At 50.9% G+C, this 19,916-nt stretch carries 19 protein-coding genes; 4 read left to right on the top strand and 15 right to left on the bottom strand.

Going from position 1 to position 19,916, the window contains the following annotated elements; all coding sequences use genetic code 11:
- Nucleotides 1–10 precede the first annotated feature (10 nt).
- From C5S61_RS02800 to C5S61_RS02860, 12 genes are all read right to left on the bottom strand, one after another.
- Complete coding sequence (locus tag C5S61_RS02800) at nt 11–688, bottom strand: ABC transporter ATP-binding protein (protein WP_110513598.1); 678 nt, start codon at nt 686–688, stop codon at nt 11–13.
- Nucleotides 688–2,616 (bottom strand): efflux RND transporter periplasmic adaptor subunit, encoded by a 1,929-nt coding sequence (locus tag C5S61_RS02805; protein WP_110513599.1) that lies wholly within the window; start codon nt 2,614–2,616, stop codon nt 688–690. The genes C5S61_RS02800 and C5S61_RS02805 overlap by 1 nt, the downstream gene beginning before the upstream one ends.
- Before the next feature lie 353 nt (nt 2,617–2,969).
- Nucleotides 2,970–3,836 carry an STM4011 family radical SAM protein gene (locus tag C5S61_RS02810; RefSeq protein ID WP_110513600.1) on the bottom strand — a complete coding sequence of 289 codons (867 nt, stop codon included), beginning with the start codon at nt 3,834–3,836 and terminating at the stop codon, nt 2,970–2,972.
- On the bottom strand, nt 3,833–5,152 hold the full coding sequence (locus C5S61_RS02815) for an STM4012 family radical SAM protein (RefSeq protein ID WP_110513601.1): 1,320 nt from the start codon (nt 5,150–5,152) through the stop codon (nt 3,833–3,835). The genes C5S61_RS02810 and C5S61_RS02815 overlap by 4 nt, the downstream gene beginning before the upstream one ends.
- A complete protein-coding gene (locus C5S61_RS02820) occupies nt 5,139–5,942 on the bottom strand; it encodes an STM4013/SEN3800 family hydrolase (RefSeq protein ID WP_110513602.1) in 804 nt (267 codons plus the stop codon). The genes C5S61_RS02815 and C5S61_RS02820 overlap by 14 nt, the downstream gene beginning before the upstream one ends.
- Before the next feature lie 47 nt (nt 5,943–5,989).
- A complete protein-coding gene (locus C5S61_RS02825) occupies nt 5,990–7,147 on the bottom strand; it encodes an STM4014 family protein (RefSeq protein WP_110513603.1) in 1,158 nt (385 codons plus the stop codon).
- Complete coding sequence (locus C5S61_RS02830) at nt 7,144–8,076, bottom strand: STM4015 family protein (RefSeq protein WP_110513604.1); 933 nt, start codon at nt 8,074–8,076, stop codon at nt 7,144–7,146. Before C5S61_RS02830 ends, C5S61_RS02825 begins: the two co-directional genes overlap by 4 nt.
- A gap of 11 nt (nt 8,077–8,087) precedes the next feature.
- Nucleotides 8,088–9,029: an STM4015 family protein gene (locus C5S61_RS02835; RefSeq protein ID WP_110513605.1), complete on the bottom strand. Its 942-nt coding sequence runs from the start codon at nt 9,027–9,029 to the stop codon at nt 8,088–8,090.
- A gap of 89 nt (nt 9,030–9,118) precedes the next feature.
- Nucleotides 9,119–10,060, bottom strand: a complete 942-nt coding sequence (locus C5S61_RS02840; RefSeq protein WP_110513606.1) for an STM4015 family protein — start codon at nt 10,058–10,060, stop codon at nt 9,119–9,121.
- An 80-nt stretch (nt 10,061–10,140) separates the two neighbouring features.
- Nucleotides 10,141–11,094: an STM4015 family protein gene (locus C5S61_RS02845; RefSeq protein ID WP_110513607.1), complete on the bottom strand. Its 954-nt coding sequence runs from the start codon at nt 11,092–11,094 to the stop codon at nt 10,141–10,143.
- A 184-nt stretch (nt 11,095–11,278) separates the two neighbouring features.
- Complete coding sequence (locus C5S61_RS02855; protein WP_110513609.1) at nt 11,279–12,916, bottom strand: aspartate:alanine exchanger family transporter; 1,638 nt, start codon at nt 12,914–12,916, stop codon at nt 11,279–11,281.
- A gap of 158 nt (nt 12,917–13,074) precedes the next feature.
- On the bottom strand, nt 13,075–13,455 hold the full coding sequence (locus C5S61_RS02860; RefSeq protein ID WP_110513660.1) for a VOC family protein: 381 nt from the start codon (nt 13,453–13,455) through the stop codon (nt 13,075–13,077).
- Between the two features lie 420 nt (nt 13,456–13,875).
- On the opposite strand from C5S61_RS02860, the gene C5S61_RS02870 reads away from it, so the two are divergent.
- Nucleotides 13,876–14,616 (top strand): SDR family oxidoreductase, encoded by a 741-nt coding sequence (locus tag C5S61_RS02870; protein ID WP_110513611.1) that lies wholly within the window; start codon nt 13,876–13,878, stop codon nt 14,614–14,616.
- A 64-nt stretch (nt 14,617–14,680) separates the two neighbouring features.
- Here C5S61_RS02870 and C5S61_RS02875 read toward each other — a convergent pair whose 3' ends face one another.
- On the bottom strand, nt 14,681–15,604 hold the full coding sequence (locus C5S61_RS02875) for an SDR family NAD(P)-dependent oxidoreductase (RefSeq protein ID WP_110513612.1): 924 nt from the start codon (nt 15,602–15,604) through the stop codon (nt 14,681–14,683).
- A gap of 157 nt (nt 15,605–15,761) precedes the next feature.
- Between C5S61_RS02875 and C5S61_RS02880 the strand changes: the two genes are divergently transcribed.
- The 3 genes from C5S61_RS02880 (at nt 15,762) to C5S61_RS02890 (ending at nt 17,468) form a co-directional block, all read left to right on the top strand.
- Entirely contained in the window at nt 15,762–16,145 is a 384-nt protein-coding gene (locus tag C5S61_RS02880) for a MerR family transcriptional regulator (RefSeq protein WP_110513613.1), read from the top strand.
- A 107-nt stretch (nt 16,146–16,252) separates the two neighbouring features.
- Nucleotides 16,253–16,648 carry a hypothetical protein gene (locus C5S61_RS02885; protein ID WP_110513614.1) on the top strand — a complete coding sequence of 132 codons (396 nt, stop codon included), beginning with the start codon at nt 16,253–16,255 and terminating at the stop codon, nt 16,646–16,648.
- A gap of 70 nt (nt 16,649–16,718) precedes the next feature.
- The gene (locus tag C5S61_RS02890; RefSeq protein ID WP_110513615.1) at nt 16,719–17,468 is read left to right on the top strand and encodes a DsbA family protein; all 750 of its coding nucleotides are present in this window, start codon (nt 16,719–16,721) and stop codon (nt 17,466–17,468) included.
- A gap of 48 nt (nt 17,469–17,516) precedes the next feature.
- Here the strand turns inward: C5S61_RS02890 and C5S61_RS02895 are convergent, their stop codons facing one another.
- Nucleotides 17,517–18,296, bottom strand: a complete 780-nt coding sequence (locus tag C5S61_RS02895; protein WP_110513616.1) for a hypothetical protein — start codon at nt 18,294–18,296, stop codon at nt 17,517–17,519.
- Nucleotides 18,297–18,662: 366 nt separating this feature from the next.
- Nucleotides 18,663–19,850 (bottom strand): MFS transporter, encoded by a 1,188-nt coding sequence (locus tag C5S61_RS02900; protein WP_110513617.1) that lies wholly within the window; start codon nt 19,848–19,850, stop codon nt 18,663–18,665.
- Nucleotides 19,851–19,916 lie beyond the last annotated feature (66 nt).

Here is a 19,916-nt window from a genome sequence, read left to right on the forward strand (position 1 = left end):
GTTGCATCCTTTAGTTACGCTGATCGCCGATTAACTGGCCATCGCGCATGGTCAGCACACGCGCTGCATAGGCTGCCACGTCGTGTTCGTGGGTCACGAGCACAACCGTAATGCCTTGCTCACGATTCAAGCGCCGCAGCAATTCCATAATTTCGATGCTGGTTTTGCTATCCAACGCGCCAGTTGGCTCGTCGGCCAGAATCACCGAAGGGCTGCCAGCCAAGGCGCGCGCAATCGCCACCCGTTGTTGCTGACCGCCGCTCAATTCGTTTGGGCGATGATCAACGCGCTGGCCCATTCCCACCAAATTCAGCGCAGCCAAGGCTCGACGTTGGCGCTCAGCTCCTGAAACGCCGCGATATATCATGGGCATTTCGACGTTGCGCAAGGCCGATTGGCGCGGCAATAAATTGTATTGCTGAAAAATAAAGCCCAATTTTTGCCCACGCACCAGCGCCAAGTCGTTGCTCGAAAGCTGATCGACCGCCACGCCATCGAGCACATACTCGCCCGAAGTTGGCGTATCCAAACAGCCAATTAAGTTCATGACGGTGCTTTTGCCGCTGCCGCTTGGCCCCATAATCGCCACAAAATCGCCTTTGTCGATGCTGAAACTCACGCCTTGCAGCGCCGCCACCAGCACATCACCCATTTGGTAGGTTTTGTGAATATCGCGCAAGCTAATCATTAGCGGCCTCCGCCGAACAAGCCACGGCTGCCGCTATCCGAGGCGGCGGTTGGCACGGCAATAATCGTATCGCCTGCATTTAAGCCGCTCAGCACCTCGGTAAACGAACCATCACTAATGCCCGTCACGACATCGACTTCGCGCACGCCAGCACCATCGGGCACTTGCACCGCCCGCCCGCTGCCTTTGGGCAACAAGGCCGAATTTGGCACCAGCAAAACATCGCTTTTTTCGCTGAGAATAATGTTGGTGTTGACCGTCATGCCAACTTTAACCAGCGGATCGTTGCTCGGCACGCTGATTTTGACCCGATAAATTACTACGCCATTCGAGACTTCGGCAACCGGCGAGATATAACTGACCACGCCCTCGGTATTCCATGTATCAAGTGCGTCAATCGTTAATTCTACTTTTTGATTCAGCGCCACCAAAGCAACATCGGTTTCGCTCAAGTTGAGTTCAACATAGAGGTTGCTGCGATCAAGAATGTGCATCACCACGCCGCTCGCCGAGCCACCAGGCACGATTGAAACCGAGGTGATTACGCCAGCAAACGGCGCGCGCAAGGTTGCATTATCACGTTGCAATTGGGCTTGTTTCAACGATTGTTCGCTTTGCGAAACTGCCGCTGCTTGAATTGCCAAATCGGTATCGGTTGGCGGTGCAGTCAGCTTATCGCGATTGGCTTCAGCTTGATCAACATTGGCTTGGGCCGCAGCCACATCAGCCGCCGTGCCACCTTGGGTCAATTTGCGCAAATTGGCCTTGGCTTGGTCGAGGTTGGCTTGGGCTGCTGCCACATCATCGACCGTGCCGCCTTGCTTGAGTTTATCCAAATTGGCCTTGGCTTGGTCGAGCGCAGCCTCTGCTTGGGTAATTTCGAGCGCGGTTGCACCCTTCAAAACCGTTTGCAATTGCACTTCAGCATCGCGCACTTTGGCCTCGGCGTTGGCAATATCCAAGCCTTCTTGGGTAACTGCGTTGTCGTAGGCCAATTGGGCAGCGTTGAGTTTGGATTGGGCATCTTGCTCATCGCGCTGGGCATTGGTATAGCGATCAACATCATTTTGATAGCCAGCATCGTCGGGCTTTTTCTTCCAATTGCCAGCCTCATCGTGGGTTTCCCAATAGATTTGGCTAAGGCTGGTTTGGGCATTACGCACCGCATTCGCCGCCGTGTCACGGTCAAGCCCAGCTTGGGTTTTGGCCTTCGAGGTATCGGATTTGACTTGCTCTAGGCTTGATTTTGCTTGATCCAACGTGGCTTGGGCGCTTGAAACTTTTTCTGGTTTTGGCCCAGCCCGCAGATCATCGAGTTTGGCTTGGGCTGAACGCACCGAGGCTTCGGCATTGGCCAAATCGGCAGGCGTGGCAGTGCCATTTTTGGCCTTGCGCAATTGGGCTTCTGCATTGGCAACGCTGGCTTGGGCAGCAGCAATATCCGCAGAGGTACTGTTACCAGTCACAGTTTTTTGCAAATTGGCCTTAGCGTTATCAACGCTGGCTTGCGAGGCCGCTAAATCTTCAGGCCGCGCATTGCCATCTTGAGTTTGGCGCAAACGGGCTTCGGCACTTTGTAAATTAGCTTCTGCCGAAAGCACACTTAATGCCAAATTGCGATCATCAAGCTCAGCTAAAATCTGGCCTGCAACCACATTTTGACCTTCACTCACCAACACTGTGCTCACGATTCCCGTAGTCTGAAAGCTCAAATCAAGGCTTTGCTTGGGGTTGATCGTGCCACTCCCAAGCACCGACGAAACCAAACGCCCACGTTGGATAGTTGTGGTGGTGCTGGCCGAAACGGTCGCAGGATCTTTGCCGCCAAGCACGAACGGCAGCAAGACCAACACTAAAATCACCGCACCGCCAATCACAAACCATTTGTAGCCTCGTTTTTTGGGTTGTGCTGAGCTTGATTCAGCCATGGGAACGCTCCTTGTTGGGCAATTTGGATTAAGCACAAAGCGCAACGATCAAGCTTGATCATCGTCGCTATTCAAATTATGTCAATTTAATTTAACGTTATGCATTGTGAATGGAATGTTTGCTGAGCACGTGGATGCGCTTGGCGAGCAGCGTTGTGTTCAGCACGCAAAAGCATTGTATATCCCAGAAGTAGCTTAGCCCTACCAGCAGATATTATCCAACTATTACCATTGATTGCCACGCCAATAGCAATGCGTACAACTAAATAGTTATGTCAATTTCAAACAATAACGAGACAAAAAAAAACATCCAGCCTTGCGAGAGCTGGATGCGACGGAGCAACTGCTGAAATTTAGCCCAAGGCCTCAAGCGGAATCTGTGGAATTCGTTCGAGCATGCCTTGGCCAAAAACCTGTTGCAAACCCAAATGCGGCATATGAATGTAGCCAATATGGCAGCCACAGGTAGCATTGTCACAAACTCGTTGTTGCAAGGCAGTCTGCCAAGCGGGATTGTAAATATTGCCAATTGGCTCGCGCACAAAATGACAACGCCGCATCGTGCCATCGCCATCAACTGAAATCACGCTTTCGCCGGTGGCACAAGCCCGACCCGCCGAAGGATGGCGGGTGTTGTTGATCGGAAAGAGCGGATCAATCGCTGTCAGTTGGGCAATTTCCTCAGGGCTGTAATAGCCAACTTCGCGTTTATAGGCATTAACCCAAAGGTAAATTTGCTTGGGCAGCAGTTCACGCAAGGCCACAATTTCAGCCTGATGTTCGTGCATGCCAACCACACCAACGCTAATTGGAATCCCACGCTCAATTGCTTCGTGACAACGGGCCAAAAAGCGATCGCGTGGCGTTTGGGTTGGATGATAGGTTGCCCACAAACCAAGCCGCTGCTTTGGGCAATCCTCGGCCCAATCAAGCCGCGCCGAAAGATTGGTCTGAATCGCGACTTTTTGCACATGCGCCATGTTGGCCAATTCCACGATTGCCCGTTGATAGCGCCGCCGAATCAAGGCCTCGCCCCATGGCGTGAAGAAAATGCTTAATTGCAGCTGAGTTTGTTGAGCAGACCATTCTACAAAGCGTTGCAAAGCAGCTTCATCGTGGGCATGCTCGGCGGCAGTTTCTTGGTGCTTGGCAAATGGGCAATAGCTACAACCATAATTACAGCTCGATAAAGGGCCACGATACAGAATTGCTAAATTCATCGCAGAATAAACTCCTCGCTAAGCTGACGAATCTGGGGCGAGTAGAGCCATGGCCCAATCAGATCCGAGCGTTCTAAGCCAGCAGCCGTTAATTGATAAATTCCATTGTGATGCTCAGCCCAGCCACATTCCAATAATTCGTTGATTTGGCCTAAATCGTCCAAAAGCTCGCTGCCAAACTGCGCTCGATAGGCTTGTGCATCAAGTCCGCTGACTTGCAACAACGATTGAATCACAAAGCGGCGGCGTTGCTCAGCGCTCGAAACCTCACAGCCATAATCAACTTGGCTCAAATCAAACAGGCTGCGCTGGTTGTAGCTTTGAATAATTTGGCGTACTGAACTCGCTCCAACCGCATAATCGCTGGAGTAGTGCAAGGCGCGGGTATACGAACGAGCGCCAGCACCCAAGCCCAGCATGCCATCGGTTTGGCAACAATAACTTGGCGCTTGGCTATCGTCGGTAGCGTGAGCAGCGCGAAACATGCGCATTGAAATTTGCTGATAGCCTGCCGCTAACAAGCGTTCGCGGCCAACCCGATAGCATTCCAAGCGCAAATCCTGTTCCCAACCCGTGCCACGCCGATCCAAGCCGGTCAACGGTCGCACATACAACGGATACAAATACAGTTCTTCTGGCTGCCATTGCAAGGCAATTTCCAACGATTCGAGCCATGTTGCCACGGTTTGGTTGGGCAAGCCATAAATCAAATCAATATTCAAATTGGGAATTTGGGCAGCGCGAATCGTCGTTAATGCCTGCTCAACCTCTGGGCGGCGTTGAGCACGGCCAGCGCCATGAGCTTCATGATCAAGGAAGCTTTGCACCCCAATGCTCACCCGATCAACCCCTGCTTGGCGCAAAACGGCCATACGATCGGCGGTTGCGGTGTGTGGCGAGGTTTCAACCGAAAGCGGAATCAGCCGCGAATTGACTCCTAGCCAACGTTGGCTCATGTTAAACAGCTGCTCCAACTCGGCTGCATCGAGGTAGGTTGGCGTGCCACCACCAATCGCCATACGGCTAAAATGCAATGGGCCAAGCTCGTTATGCACTGCCTGCATGTGAGTTTCTAAAGTTGCCAAATAGCGTTGCACCACCGCTGCTTGTGGGTTGGTCGTGGTGAACAAATTGCAAAAACCACAACGCATTTCACAAAACGGAATGTGTAAGTATAAAAATAATTGTTCGTGCGATTCACTAGCCCAAACGTCGCGCAACGAACGTGGCTCAAGCTGGCGATAGGCCGATTTGTGCGGGTAACTATAGCTATAGCCCATATATGGCGTAGCATTGGCATATTCACGCAGATGCATCGGCTTCCTCCAAGCAGCAATCAGCATAGGGCACGGTCCAAACGCTGGGGTGCGCCAAGCGATGGCCATAAAAACCATCATCGCCATAGGCCGTGCCATGATCCGAACAGAGCATCATAAAGGTTGGGTTGCGCTGGTGTAACGCAGCAAATAACGCAGGCAATTGGCTGTCAACATAGCGCAAAGCAGCAGCATGGCTTTCAATCGTATCGCCCGTAGCGCCAGCCAAATAATGGGCATTGGGTTGATGCAACGCTGAAATATTGATAAACAAAAAGATCCGTTGCTCAGCGGGAATCGCTTGCAAGCGCTCAACTGCCAACTCCACCTGAAACTCGGTCGAACGTGGCTCGGTCACACCCAAACGCGGCTCCCAATATGCTTCATGAAATAAATCGGGCAGCACACAACTCAAGGCAGTTTGGCGATTGAAAAAGCCCACGCCGCCAATGCAAATTGTGCGATAGCCAACTTGCGCCAAGCCAGTTACCACCTCAGGAGCATCAAACCCAAAGGTTTGGTCAACCGTGGTTTCGCTGCCAGCAAAGCGTGCCGCAAACAAACGTGGATGCGGGCCGGGCGTGGCTGGCGTTGGCATAAAGCCAGCAAACATCGCTTGATGGGCTGCATAGGTAAACGAGCCTGGGCTATGCCGCTCCTGCCAACCATCTGGCAAAAGTGCGCCTAAATTCGGCGTGCCGCCATTGGCCCACTCAGCACATGCCACGTCGTAGCGCAAGGTATCAAAGGTCAAAAGCACAATATCGTGCGTTGGAATGTATTGTTTCATTGTTTTCTCTGGGCTTTGGGGATTGGTTGTTGGGGATCGGGATAAGCCTAGATTCTATGTTCGATGTTCTTACTACCGATCCCCGACCCACAACCCCCAGCCCCTACTATTTCTGCTTCATAACTATCGTAGCCATCAACCAAAACATTGGGCAGCAAATCGCCAAAAGCATTGACTTCGCCAATTAAGCAATGTTTGAGGCTATTGGCAATCAGCAAATCAACGCCTGCGTAGAGCGAACGATCAAAACATGCCGCCGCCGCTTGGGCTTGCTGCTGCACCGTTTGCCAAAACTCAGCACCTAATTGCGCTTGCACTGCCGCCAAATCGCCGCGCGGATTCAACAAGTGCAAGTTGGTAATCGGCGAGCTACTGGTGCGCACCACTGTGTGCTGGGCTTTGCCAGCAATCACCAACATGCGCAGATCGTAGACCTTGCCAGCCAGTCGCGCCTTGGGCACCCATTCCTCGACATGAATTCGTTGCTGCGCCAAAGCATCGATTAATGGTTGAATCTCGTGCAGATGGGTATAAGTACGGATGTTGCGCGAGTTGTACAATTGCAAGCCAGCGCTGGTTTGCAGCAACTCAACCGTGGTAATGGCCTGCATCTGGCGGCCATTGGTACGATACGCTACCACACCTGAGGCGCTTGAGCCATGAGCAAGTTTGATAAACACCCGCTGCCAGCGCTGGGCTTGCATCGCCATTTGCAATTGCTCAAACGAGCCAATCGCTGGCAAACTGCGTGGCACAAGGACATCTGCTTGTGCTAATCGCGCATGGCAAGCAACTTTATCAAACATCACCGCAATATCAGCGGGATGTTGCAACAGCTGCGCATTCAACGTAGTTAATTGCTGTTCGAGTTGGCGCAACACGTGGCAATAGCCCCGATACCACTGACGACTGCCCCACAAACGCCCATGTTCTTGCGGCAAATCAGCCTCAAGCGGCCAATGCTCAAATGCTGGCTCAGGCGTTAGTTCAGCAGCAAAGCGCACCAATTCACGATACAGCTGCTCATCTTTGCCCGGCGATTCGATGCGCACCAGCTCGTTGAGCGTGATCAAGCTCGCTAGATCAAGTCTATTAGCCAGCAAATCGTAATAGCTGATGACCCGAGCGGGCGGCTGGCCTTGACGCGCCAACGCCGCCTGCCAAAACGCCACCCGCCGATCACGCGGATTGCCAATAACGATCATTCACTCACCGCAATATAGCGATCATCATGGCGAGTGGGGTCTTGCGGTTCGGAAATATCAACCTCGATTCCCAATTGTTTGAATTGCTGTGCCAACTCGCTATCAATAAAGTGATAGTGCAAATCAAGCAATTTCAGCTGTTTAATCGCCGGGCAGGCGAGCAGCGCCTTGGCACCTTCGTCGCCAAGGTTGCCCAATGAAAGATCAAGTATCTCAATGCGGTTGATAATCGGCGATTGGCTCAAGGCAATGGCCAAATCATCAGCAAACGAGCAATCGCGCAACGCCAGCACCTTGAGTTGCGGAAACAATTCGCCGCTGAGCAATGGCTCAAGATTGGTCAAGGTCACATCGCCGCCATACCAATCAGAGCCAAGCCACAATTCCAAATGCTCCAGCGCAGGCAATTTGCCTTGAAAAATCTCCTGCACAACCCGATTGGGCAGGCCGCCGCTTTGAATAACCAAGGTTTTGAGCTGGGCATGCTGGCACGAACCAAGGCTCAGGCCGTTGGCTCCGCGAATCGCAAAATGCTGCAAGTTGGGAAACGCCGAGAGCAATGGCGAAAGATCATCCTGCTCGATCCACGAGATTTCCGATTCTTCGCTCATAATATCGCCGACGAATAAGGCGCGTAAATTGGGCAATTGCGGCGCAGCACTGACTAAACTTTCAACGACTTCATCAACGGGGCCATTGCCATCATCAAGCTCCCACCACGTGCCAATCACCAAGCCGGTGGTTTTTTCAACGCTCGGCAAGGCCAAGAAATCGGCAAAGCGGTCGCTCCACGCAACCTTGCTATCATAATCATCTTCGTAGCTCAGCCCAACCCGATGCACCACACCGCTTGGTTGCAAAATACCAGGGTGATCCCAATCGGCAATATTCGATGGCAAAAGCTCTGACATCCATGGCAATTGAGCCATTCTTGTGCTCCTTACTCGCTAACGGCGATATAGCGATATTCTTCGTCACCATCTTCGTCGGCGGTTTCTTGGCCGCTAACATCGCTCTTGAGATCAATCGTTGCCCAGCAATCGCGCATGCCATCGCTCATATAGTGGTGGTGCAAATCGAGAAATTCGAGCTTGCGAATTGCTTCGCTGGTAAACAACACTTCAGCGCCAGCATCGCTCATATTGCCAAGCGAAAGATCAAGCACCTTGATTCGTTCCAGAATTGGAGCTTTCGCCACCGCTTGGGCCAGCGCATCTGCATATTCACAATCACGCAAACCCAAATTGATTAAGCTTGGAAACTGCTCGCCGCTCAAAATCGGTTGCAAATCATCGACGGTTGAATTGCCGCCATATTCATCGTTGCCCAGCCAGAGCTCCAAGTGCTCAAGCGCTGGTAGATTAGCAGCAGCCACGTCGCGCACCACTTGCACAGGCAAGCCACCAGTCTGAATCACCAAGCCTTTCAGCTGTTGATGCTGAATCGCGCCAAAACTCAAGTTCGAGCCACCGCGAATTGCCAAATATTCAAGTTGTGGGTAGGCTGCCAAAACCGCTGCATAATCGCCTTGGATAATCCACGAAATTTCCCATTCATCATAGGTAAAATCGCCGACGAACAAGGCTTTGAGCAACGGCAAGCGTTCGCGAGCATTCACGATGCCTTCAAGCACAAGGTCAATATCGTTATCCTCGGGCGAATCATGCCACCAACGCCCAATCACCAAGCCCGTGGTTTTGGCAGGCTCATCGGTCGCCAACCAGGCATTAAAATAATCCTGCCAGGTCGGTGCTGGCGCTTTCGCGCTATAGTCGTATTCCAAATGCAGCCGCACAGGGTGGCCAATCGGCTCAAGGTTTTTTCGTCCGTCCCAATTAGCGATGGTCGAATCGCCAAAATAGCCCATCCAATCAAAGATCATGTCTACCTCACAAACAACCAGCGTAGGCCGATTGAAGCCTACCTGTAGCATAGCGCGATTTGTGACAAACAATGTCACAACAACTGTGCTTATTCGGTAACCGCTGCATAACGATGTTCTTCGCCCTCATGTTCTACGGGAAATTGTTGCTCGGACACATCGCTCCATAACCCAATTGTATTCCAGCAATCAAGCATTTCGTTGCTCATATAGTGATGATGCAAATCAAGAAATATAAGGCTCCGAATGGCCTCACTGGCAAATAAAACCTCGGCTCCCACATCGCTCAACGTGCCCAGCGAAAGATCGAGCATGCTAATTTGAGCTAGAATCGGCGCATCAACCAGCGCTTGGGCCAATTCGTCTGCATATTCGCAATCACGCAAGCCCAAAACTTCTAAATTTGGAAATTTTTCAGCCTGCAAAATTGGCTGCAAATCGGCAACTGTCGAATCGCCGCCATAAAAATCAGCACCCAGCCAAAGCTCCAAATGCTCAAGCGCTGGCAAATCGGCAGCAGCAATCTCACGCACGATTTGGGCCGCCAAACCACCACTCTGAATCACTAAACCTTTCAGCTGTTGATGCTGAAGCGCCCCAAAACGCAGCTCTGAGTCGCCACGAATGACCAAATATTCAAGTTCAGGAAAGGCTGCCAACACTGGCGCATAATTGCCTTGGATAATCCAAGAAATTTCCCATTCTTCGTAGGTAAAATCGCCAACAAACAAGGCTTTGAGCAAGGGCAAGCGTTCGCGGACAGCAATAATACTGGCCAAAACGCTATCAAGTTTGCCATCATCCAGCGTATCGTGCCACCAGCGGCCAATCACGAGGCCGGTCGTTTGGGCTGGCTCGTCGGTTGCCAGCCACGCATTAAAATAGTCTTCCCAAGTTTTGGTGGTGTGTTTGAGCGTATAATCGTATTCTAAATGCAGGCGCACAGGGTGGCCAATCGGCGCAAATGCTTCTTTTCCATCCCATTCAGCAATCGTCGAATCGCCAAAATAGCCAATCCAATCGAAAACCATACCGTACCTCACAAACAGCAATAGTAGGCTCAGCTTGGCCCAGCATTAGCATACGTAGATGTGTGACAAGCACTGTCATCCTAGTCTTGTAAGTATTCGCTCACAGCGATCGCACGTGCTCTGTTGCCCGCATGGTCGCCAACAAATTGCTGGCAGCTCGCCTCAACTGCAAGCTCAATTGATGACCAACAATCAAGCATGTCATCGCTCAGATAGTGGTGGTGCAACACAAGCAGATCGAGTTTCCGAATCGCAGGGCTAGCAAATAAGGCTTCAGCTCCAATATCGCTCAAATTGCCAAGCGAAAGATCGAGCATGTTGATGCGCTCAAGCATGGGAGCAGTGGCAAGCGCTTGGGCTAGCGCATCGGCATAATCACAATTGCGCAAGCATAAGTTTTTGAGTGCAGGAAAACGCTCGCCATTCAAGATTGGGTGCAAATCGGCCACCGTTGAATTACCGCCAGCTTCATGGCTGCCCAGCCAGAGTTCCAAATGCTCAAGCGCTGGCAAATCGGCGGCAGCTAGCTCGCGCACCACCTTGGCTGGTAAGCCAGTTGTTTGAATAACCAAGGTTTTGAGCTGTTGATGCTGAATTAGGCCAAAACTTAAATCAGTGCCACCGCGAATCACCAACGATTCAAGTTGCGGGTAGGCTGCTAAAACTGGCGCATAATTGCCTTGGGTAATAGATGAAAGAGCCCATTTTCGCTCAGTAATATGGCCCACAAACAGCGCTCTCAACAGCGGCAAGCGTTCGCGGGCCTTGTCAAGCTGGGCTAATACATAGTCAGCACTCATGCGCTCAACAGGATCATTCCAAGTCCACCAGCGATCAAGCACGATGCCCGTGATTTGGGCTGGCTCATCACTGGCGAGCCAATCGTTAAAGAAAATCTCCCATGGCTCTGGTTCGTAATCGTGATCATCTTCGACATAAAAGCGCATCAGATGATCATTGGGCTTGAAATACTCCCAGCCAGTGGAGTTGCTAACCGCCAATTCAGCGTAGTGGTTTTTCCACTCAAAAATCATGCCTACCTCACAAACAGAAATGTAAGATAATCATTGGGCTTGAAATGCTCCCAGCCAGTGGAGTTGCTAACCGCCAATTCAGCGTAGTGGTTTTTCCACTCAAAAATCATGCCTACCTCACAAACAGGAATGGCAGACCAAGGATGGTCTGCCATTAGCATATGTAGGTATGTGTCAACCACTGTCATAGTAGTTGAATCAGCATCAGTTGGGCGAGAATAATTTTGATAATTAATGCTAATGGATAGACCGCAGCATAGCCTTGGTTTGGCAATTCGTTATTGCTTTGTTGCACTGCAAAACTCAGCAAGGCTGGTTGGGTCTGAAAGCCAGCCAACATGCCCGTCAGAATGCCCATTGGAATTTTCAATACTTTATAGCCAATCGTGAGAATCAGCATCGCGATTGTAAAGGTAATTGCAGCGCCAACCCCAAACAGGAGCAAGCCATTGCTGCTGAATAAGAATTTGACGAAATCGTAGCCAGCCCGTGTGCCAACTCCAGCAAGGAACATCACAATCCCAATTTGGCGCAACGTCAGGTTGGTGCTATAGGGCATGTTCCAAACCAACGGACCAGTGCGATCGAGCGCTCCCAAAATCAAGGAAACGACCAACGGCCCGCCAGCAAAGCCAAGTTTGATGCTCACGCCGCCAGGCAATGGCAAAACTAACGAACCAATCACCAAGCCCATTACCAAGCCCAAAGTGAAGGTCAAAATATCAACTTCGCTCAAAGCACGATACGAATCGCCAAAGAACCGGCTCACTTGGGGAATATCAGCGCGGCGGGCAATCACCCGCACCCGATCGCCAAGCTCCAAGCGGGTATCTGCGGTTGGCAACATTTCCACATCGCCACGTCGAATGCGGGTAATGGTTGCGCCCAGCACTTGAGGCAAATTCAGTTGTTCGAGCCGAATCCCCACAATTTTAGAATTTGAAACAAACATCCGGCGATAATCAAGCTCGCGGCGATCGTTGGAAATATCCTCGGTTTCTTGGCCAAGCACCGCGATAACTTGCTCCAGCACATCGATTGAACCAACAATGCTCACATGATCGCCGAGCATAAATTGGGTTGCGCCCGTCGTGACCGCCACATGGCCATCGCGGCGATAGCGCCCAAAAACCATCGACCAATGATATTTGGCAATCAACGCTTGAACTGACAAACTGGTTGCTTCAGGGTTGGTAATTTCAACCGTGCGGCTGGTAATATCGTGGTGATTGCCTTCTAAATCGTGGCGCGAAGCCAATTCTTTGGCATAATCGACGCGCCATAAACGTTGCACCAGCACAATTGCCAACATCATTGCCACCACGCCCATTGGGTAGGCAATCGAATAGCCCACCACCGGATCGTTGACCACAGCGGCTAATTGTTGCTCAGGCAAGGCCGATTTCAAATATTCAATTGCCGCTGCCAAGGCTGGCGTATTCGTGATCGTGCCAGTGAACAAGCCAACCGTCAAAGTTGGTTTAATGCTAAAGAAAGAATGGGCCAGCAAAGCAAACATATAGGCCACAACGATCATCCCACCAATAAAGAGATTATCGCGCAAGCCTTTGCTGCGCCACGAGCGAAAAAACTGATGCCCGCTGCTCAACCCGACGGTATAGACAAACATCACCAAGCCAAATTGATACAGCACTTCGGGTAGTTTCAGCCGCTCATCAAGCGAGCCAATTGCCAAGCCCACAAACAAAACGGCGGCAACGCCGAGGCGCACACCGCCGAGATTCAATTGCCCCAAAGGATAGCCGATTGCTGCAACCACAAACAACAGCAATAGAGGATTCGACGCTAGCAAGTCCAACATAACATTCCTTTCGCAGCGTACAGCCAGTAGGCTGTTTCTCTCGATGCCATCTTAGCATAGCCGAGCGATCCACCTTGCAGGGTTGCAGCCTCGCTACGATCATTGTGAATTTCGTAACGAGATGCTCAATATTTGGGTTTGGCTCAATTTAACTGGGTTTATTCCCAGATATAAGGATGGGTGATCAATTCAAGCCCATGGCCTGCTGGATCGAAGAAATAGCAGCCACGGCCATTGTTTTCATGATTAATTTCGTTGGGAAACTGCTGGCGGGGGTCGGCCCAAAACGGAATATTGCGTGCTTTAAGCCGTTCGAGGCTGGCATCAAACACCGCATCGCTAACCAAAAAGGCATAATGTTGGCTTAAAATCGGAATTTTCGGCTCGCCAAAATGCAAAATCACATTATTTTCCATTTCGACAGCCATAAAGAAACCAGCAGGGATAGCTTCGGGGAGACCAAGGATTGAGGTGAGAAACGAGGCCGATTCGTACTTGTCGTTGGCGAAAATCAACAGATGATTGAATTGAACTGACAATGGGTTACACATCCTTTCTGCCTCAAGGAGGCTAGTCCAAGCAAGCTTGTACTGAACTATCATAATCGTAGATTGATCAAAGTCAAGCAGATCATCGCAGTGGCGATTGGCCGAAGGCTATGGGCTATAAATTGATCCCCCAAGAACACGGAGCATTATTTTCGCCACAGATTCCACAGATTGTTTTGATTATTGTTTTGCTAGCCAAGAGCCATACATTTCGCAGAGCCGCTGCGTTAAAGATTGAAACCGCGAAGGGCACGAAGCGCACGAAGAAGGGCTATGGGCTTCTGGCTCTTGATTTTTGACTTTTGACTTCTGACTTCTGACTTCTGACTTTACTTCTTGCCAGCGTATGTATAATCGTGCTAGCTTTTCTCACAATGGGAAAACCAACCAAGCAAGGTGAAAGGATCATGTGTGCCAGAGGATTTTGTTGGGCAAGTTGCCCTGATAACTGGAGCATCGCGCGGCATTGGAGCCGAAATTAGCCGCCAACTGGCCCAACGGGGAGCCGATATTGTGCTTAATTATCGCAGCAAGGCCGCCCGTGCCGAAGCGGTTGCTGCCGAAATAACCGCCCTTGGCCGGCAGGCGTTATTAGCTCAAGCCGATTTAACTCAAATCAACGACCTAATAACCACCCAAACCCAAATTCAACAAGCGTTTGGCAAACTTGACATTTTGGTGCTAAACGCCAGTGGCGGCCTCGAAAAAGATAAGCCAGCAACCTATGCCATGGATCTGAATCTGACCGCCCAAGTGCAAACCGTCGAAACAATGTTACCCTTGATGCCTGCTGGCAGTTGCATTGTGTTCGTTACCAGCCATTGGGCGCATTTTTATGGCGAACGGCCAATTATTGCTGGCTACGAGCCTGTTGCTAGCAGCAAAAAAGCTGGCGAAATGGCATTGCGCGAGCGAATCGCCGAATTTAGCCAACGCGGCATTCACTTCTATGTCGTGAGCGGCGATATGATTGAAGGCACGATTACGCCCAAATTGCTTGATCGGGTGCAGCCTGGCTTTTTAGCAGCCCGCAAAGAACACAGTCCTGAGCCAATTCCCACCATCGAGGAATTTGCCCAAGCCATCGTCGATGCCGCCGCCGACCGCAGCCAACCCAACGGCCATACCGTTTTCGTAGGGCCGATTATTTAACTAATTCAAAAAGCCTACCGATCTAAGCCTTGAACTTGGATCGGTAGGCTTTGATTTTTAGGCTTTACAAGCCAAGTAACTCCAGCGAAACCTCCCACAAACGCTGGGCATTCTGGCGGTCAAGTGCATAGCCAGCAACCCCAAGCAGCGGGTTTTGTAGCGAACGCCGAGTTATAATTGGCTGCTCATTGCAATCGGCAAAATAGCGCCCGCCAACCTCGGCCAGCAATGGCGAGATTGCCAGCAGCACCGAGGTTGCCGCACCTTGCTCAACAGTTTTTTGAATTTCAGGCGCAACCCGCATTGTGCCACCAATATGGCGTTGCAAGTTAGTCAAAATCGCGCCTGGCATCAAGGCATTAACTCGAATACCTTGGTTGGCCCAGCGGGCATCAGCCTCAACCGCAAACAAAATATTGGCAGTTTTGGCTTGACCATAGGCCAACCATGGATCGTAGGGACGAAAGGCAAAATGCAAATCATCAAAAATTACTGGCGAACGCATATGCGCGCTAGAGCTGACCGCAACCACGCGCGCGCCACCAGCCGCCGCTAAAGCAGGCTGCAAACCAAGGCTTAGCGCAAAATGGCCAAGATGATTAACCGCAAACTGCGATTCCCAACCTTCGTTCGTATAGTGCTCAGGCGAAGCCATCACCCCAGCATTATTCACTAGCACATGCAACGGCCCTTGCCATTGAGCCACAAATCGCGCAATCGAAGCCCGATCAGCCAAATCAAGCTGGCTGACCACAATCGCATCATTGCCAGTGCTGGCCCGCAGTTCAGCTGCAACCGCTGCGCCAGTAGCACGATCACGCACGGCCAAGGTAACTTCGGCTCCAGTGCTGGCTAAAGCGCGGGCAGTTTCTACGCCAATGCCCGACGAAGCGCCAGTTACAATCATGCGCTGGCCACGGCAATCGATTCCGGCGGCAACCTCGGCGGCGGTGCTGGCAAAGCCAAATGGTGTGGTTATCAAACTCATCACAAGCATCCTTCACACTAAATCACGTGCTCAGTCTAAACCTTCGTGCGCGCTCTAAGTCAAGCCCGCATTTTTGGCGAAATTGCTACTTGCTTTAGAGCGCACTCTAGGCTATACCATAGACCGTAGCTGATTGTTATTGTGCAGGAGCTGAATCATGGTGATGCAACAAGTCGTGCCCGAAAACCTAACCATTCAACAAATGGCCCAAGTTACGGGCCTGAGCGCCCATACCTTGCGCTATTACGAACGCGCTGGCTTGCTCGATCTGGTCGATCGCAATCAGCAAAACGGCTATCGCTACTACAACGAACGCCATATCAAATGGATTCACTTTATCAAATGTTTGCGCGCCACGGGCATGCCAATTCGCGATATTCGGCGCTATACCGAGCTGTTATACGAGGGCGACCACACCGTGCGCGACCGCCTCAATCTCTTAAAAGCCCATCGGCAGCGAGTTGAGCAACAATTGCTTGAAGTAAAAGAACATCTTGAAGCGGTTACCCGCAAAATTGGCTATTATGAAACGCTTGATTAACGCTGATTAAAAATTCATGCAATTGCCCCAAAATCGGCACTTAACCTGATGTTTCTGGCCCAAGCTATGGTATGATCGCGCTAGGTTGGTCGATCAGGGGTTTGGGTGTGCTGAAATTGCGCCAAATAACCAGTGTGCTCGGAATTTTATGGCAGCCATTGCTCTGTTGGGCGATGGTTCTGCACCTTGGCGTGGGCTGCCCAGTTGGCTGCGTCGTCAATGGGGTTGCCCAAGAACAGCTTGGCCAGCAGATTCCACGCAGCGATCAATCAAGCGCCTTGGATTGTCCAAGCCAGCGCGAATTGCTGCCGAGCCAATCAATCGAACCAAGCACGCCCACCAACACGGTTGTGCAGTTGGTGGCTTGGTTTCCAATGGTGTTGATTGTGCCTCGGCTCAAGCAAAGCCTTGCAAGCCAGCGCCGCCAATGGCGCATCCCGCTGCAAAAGGCTTGCTCGTACATTATGCTGCTGATCACGCCACCTCCTCGTTCAAGCATTTGAATCCACATTTATTCGCGATTCAAGTGTTGTTAATGCTGTAAAGCTACAGCGTTTATTGAGGATGTGAACTATGGCTAGCTCAACTCGTTCTGGCAAAGGCCAGCGCCGCAATCAACCAAATCGTTCATTCAAAATGTTTTATCTTGCCTTGGGCTTAATTGCTGTTTTGGGGATTGGCTTTGTGCTATTTCAAGCCCTGAGCAAGCCCGCCAGTGTCAGCAACACCGGCCCAATGCCCAACCAAGCTGGCCTCAACGCTCCAGTTGGCAAAACCGACGATAACTATTGGTACAAAGGCAAGCCCGATGCACCAGTTAAAGTCGAAATCTACGCCGATTATGAATGCCCAGCTTGCCGCAGCTTAGAAGTTGAATTGGCCCAAGCCAATTTCGATGGTTTGTATGTGGAAACTGGCAAGGCACAAGTGATTTTCCGTGAGTTTCCACTGAAAACCATCCATAAATCAGCGCAACTCACTGCTGAAATTGCCCGTTGTGCTGGCGATCAAAATTTGTTCTGGCCGATTCACAATGCCTTATTCGATAGCCAAACCCAATGGGCCAAAAGCCTGGGGCCAAAAAGCCAAATTATGGCCGCCGTCGAGCAGGCTGGCGCAGATCGCCAACAAATCGAAAGCTGCATCGAAGCAGGAACCTATACTGGTGTGATTAACGACGCGTACGATGCAGCAATTAAACGCCAATTGCAACAAACGCCAACCGTCTTTGTCGATGGCCAGCAGGTCAATTTCGAAACCGATTTTGCCAAAACGTTGATGGCAGCTGTCGATGCGAAATTGCCAGCCAGCAGCAATAATTAATCATAAGCAACGCGAGCGATTCATAAAACTGGATCGCTCGCATTTGATTTAGGCTTGTTTGAAGAAGCGAATAAGCTCGCGGGCATGCTCCAAAAATTGGCCATCGGTGGAAATTTGAGCCACAGCATGCTCAATCTCACGGCTAATTTGGCGATGTGCTGCTTCGTTGTTGGTGCTAAGGCTTTGCAACTCAACTTTTAATTGTTCAATTTGGCGCTCCAAGTGTTTGGCATGTTTGACCTGAGCGCTTGCCCATGAATCTGGCTCTTCTAAATTCAATTGCTCAATTTTGTACTCAAGAGTGTTAACCTGACTTTTAAGCAACATAATATCGTCGCGGGGAAAGCGCACTTCCTCGTGAATTGTGGCTAAACGCTGAGCTATGTACTCGTAGCCACGCAAAGCAGGCCGTAAACCAGTCAGCAAAATTGCTGCGCCTGCTGCCACATAGCCCACGCTGCTAATATTGCTGGCGGCAATTCCATACAAGGCCAACGCCGAAATCAGATGCAAAAATACAGCCCCAATCAATGAGCGTTTGGCAATTCCCAGCGCATATTGCTGTTGGCTGGCTTGCACCGTAATGCCTCGTTGCTGCGAAATCTCAGCATCGGCCATCACTGTGCGCGCATCAAAATAAATATTCCAAGGAATGACCGTAATTGCCAGCAACCACCAAACGCTCACAATCCCCACCAACCAATCGGTCACATTGCCAGCAGGAATATCAAACCAGCGGGTCATGGCAAACAACAGAATCAAAAGCCCCGTCAAGAGGCTACTCATCAATAAAAAACGGCTAAAACTTGGGCGGCGAGCAGTAATCATCGCAAGACCTCCAGCGCATTAATCGAAGGGTGCTGCTGCTAGTCTAGCAGGCTGTTGGCTACTAGCAATGCATCATTCGATACACGCAAGGGGGTATAAAGGTCAGGGAGCGAAGATCAACCACGTTGAAACTGCGAAGAGCGCGAAGGTCACGAAGATTAATTTTTTAGCCACAGATTCCCACAGATTGGTAGGATTATGTTCTATGATCTCTGCTCTCTGCTCTTCATCCCTCATCCTTCATCCCTCATCCTTCGGTTCCCCTGCGCCTCTGCGTTAACGGATTGCTCCCCAACCCCTCCATTTCCAGCAAAATCCTGCGTGGGAACGATTGTAGAGTCGGTGAGCAAATACAGTAAAACCGATTTAAGCCGCAGGTTTTAGGCGATTCAAGGCTTCGAAAATCAACGCCATCGCCAATGCCACCACAAACAAATATGTTCCCAGCACTTCAATGCCCATCCAATCGGCAAACAAGCCGAAGCTACTAGCAATCGAAGCCCCGCCCAAGGTTGCTGCGGCAATTTGGAAGCCAATCGTATTAGCCGAATGGCGTGGCCCCATGCGCGCTGGTGTTAAGGCAATAAACGATGGGAACATTGGGGCCAGCGCCAAGCCAAGCAAGGCAATCCCAATCACGGTGAGCCATGGCGCGAGATTTAGCCAGAACAAAATCACCCCCAGAATTGCCACCAGCATGCTCAAACGCAACAAACTAACCACGCTCATGCGGCCAACAATCACGCCCGAAAGCAAGCGGCCAACGGTTAAGCTGCCCCAATAAATGCTCACCCAAATCCCAGCAAGGCCTGGCTCCATGCCACGTGAGGTTGTTAGCAACGTATACAGCCATTGGCCAGCACAAAATTCTAAGCCCGTATACAGAAAGAACAAAAGAATATTCAGCCATGTGACTGGTAGGCGCAAAGTTTGCAGCATCGTTGCGCTTGCAACCGGTTCCACCACGGTTTCAGGTTGATTGGTTTGCCACTGTTTGCGGGTGATGGCAAAGGCAGCAGCGAGCAACAATTGAGCAATGCCAACCACCACATAGCCAATCCGCCACGATTGATTTGCACTGATAATGCTACTCATAATGACCGGGCCGCTGGCTGCACCCAAACCAAACGACGCATGCATCCAATTAAGCATACGTGGATTGAAATTGTCGGCAGCATAGGTGTTGAGGCCAGCATCAATCGCGCCCGCGCCCAAACCTGCTAAAATACCCAAACTAGCCATAAATAGCCATGCTGGGGCATAGCCATAGCCCAGCAGGCTCACCGCAGTTGCCAAACAACTGAGCACCAACAGCCAACCAACACCAATTTTGTTCAAAACGCGCCCGCTGCTGAAGCTCGAAATCAAATAGCCAATTGTGCCGCTGGTAATCAACGCCCCCAGCGCATCAAGCGGCAAACCAAATTCCGCTCGGACCGATGGCCATGCAACGCCTGTTAGGCCGTCGGGCAGCCCTAAACTAATAAATGCTGCATAGGCCAAGCCAACTAAAAGCGTCGAATGCCGCCGAAGCGAAGGTACAGAATATGACACAATGCAACCTCTTGCCTTTCTGAAACGTTTTTTCTGTAACGATTCAGAAGTATAGCATGTATAATA

The sequence above is a fragment of the Herpetosiphon llansteffanensis genome (assembly GCF_003205875.1).
Classification (GTDB): Bacteria; Chloroflexota; Chloroflexia; order Chloroflexales; family Herpetosiphonaceae; genus Herpetosiphon; species Herpetosiphon llansteffanensis.

Coding starts and splice junctions, on each gene's coding strand:
- C5S61_RS02800 (WP_110513598.1), bottom strand. CDS start 688: ATGATTAGCTTGCGCGATATTCACAAAACCTACCAAATGGGTGATGTG.
- C5S61_RS02805 (WP_110513599.1), bottom strand. CDS start 2,616: ATGGCTGAATCAAGCTCAGCACAACCCAAAAAACGAGGCTACAAATGG.
- C5S61_RS02810 (WP_110513600.1), bottom strand. CDS start 3,836: ATGAATTTAGCAATTCTGTATCGTGGCCCTTTATCGAGCTGTAATTAT.
- C5S61_RS02815 (WP_110513601.1), bottom strand. CDS start 5,152: ATGCATCTGCGTGAATATGCCAATGCTACGCCATATATGGGCTATAGC.
- C5S61_RS02820 (WP_110513602.1), bottom strand. CDS start 5,942: ATGAAACAATACATTCCAACGCACGATATTGTGCTTTTGACCTTTGAT.
- C5S61_RS02825 (WP_110513603.1), bottom strand. CDS start 7,147: ATGATCGTTATTGGCAATCCGCGTGATCGGCGGGTGGCGTTTTGGCAG.
- C5S61_RS02830 (WP_110513604.1), bottom strand. CDS start 8,076: ATGGCTCAATTGCCATGGATGTCAGAGCTTTTGCCATCGAATATTGCC.
- C5S61_RS02835 (WP_110513605.1), bottom strand. CDS start 9,029: ATGATCTTTGATTGGATGGGCTATTTTGGCGATTCGACCATCGCTAAT.
- C5S61_RS02840 (WP_110513606.1), bottom strand. CDS start 10,060: ATGGTTTTCGATTGGATTGGCTATTTTGGCGATTCGACGATTGCTGAA.
- C5S61_RS02845 (WP_110513607.1), bottom strand. CDS start 11,094: ATGATTTTTGAGTGGAAAAACCACTACGCTGAATTGGCGGTTAGCAAC.
- C5S61_RS02855 (WP_110513609.1), bottom strand. CDS start 12,916: ATGTTGGACTTGCTAGCGTCGAATCCTCTATTGCTGTTGTTTGTGGTT.
- C5S61_RS02875 (WP_110513612.1), bottom strand. CDS start 15,604: ATGAGTTTGATAACCACACCATTTGGCTTTGCCAGCACCGCCGCCGAG.
- C5S61_RS02880 (WP_110513613.1), top strand. CDS start 15,762: ATGGTGATGCAACAAGTCGTGCCCGAAAACCTAACCATTCAACAAATG.
- C5S61_RS02890 (WP_110513615.1), top strand. CDS start 16,719: ATGGCTAGCTCAACTCGTTCTGGCAAAGGCCAGCGCCGCAATCAACCA.
- C5S61_RS02895 (WP_110513616.1), bottom strand. CDS start 18,296: ATGATTACTGCTCGCCGCCCAAGTTTTAGCCGTTTTTTATTGATGAGT.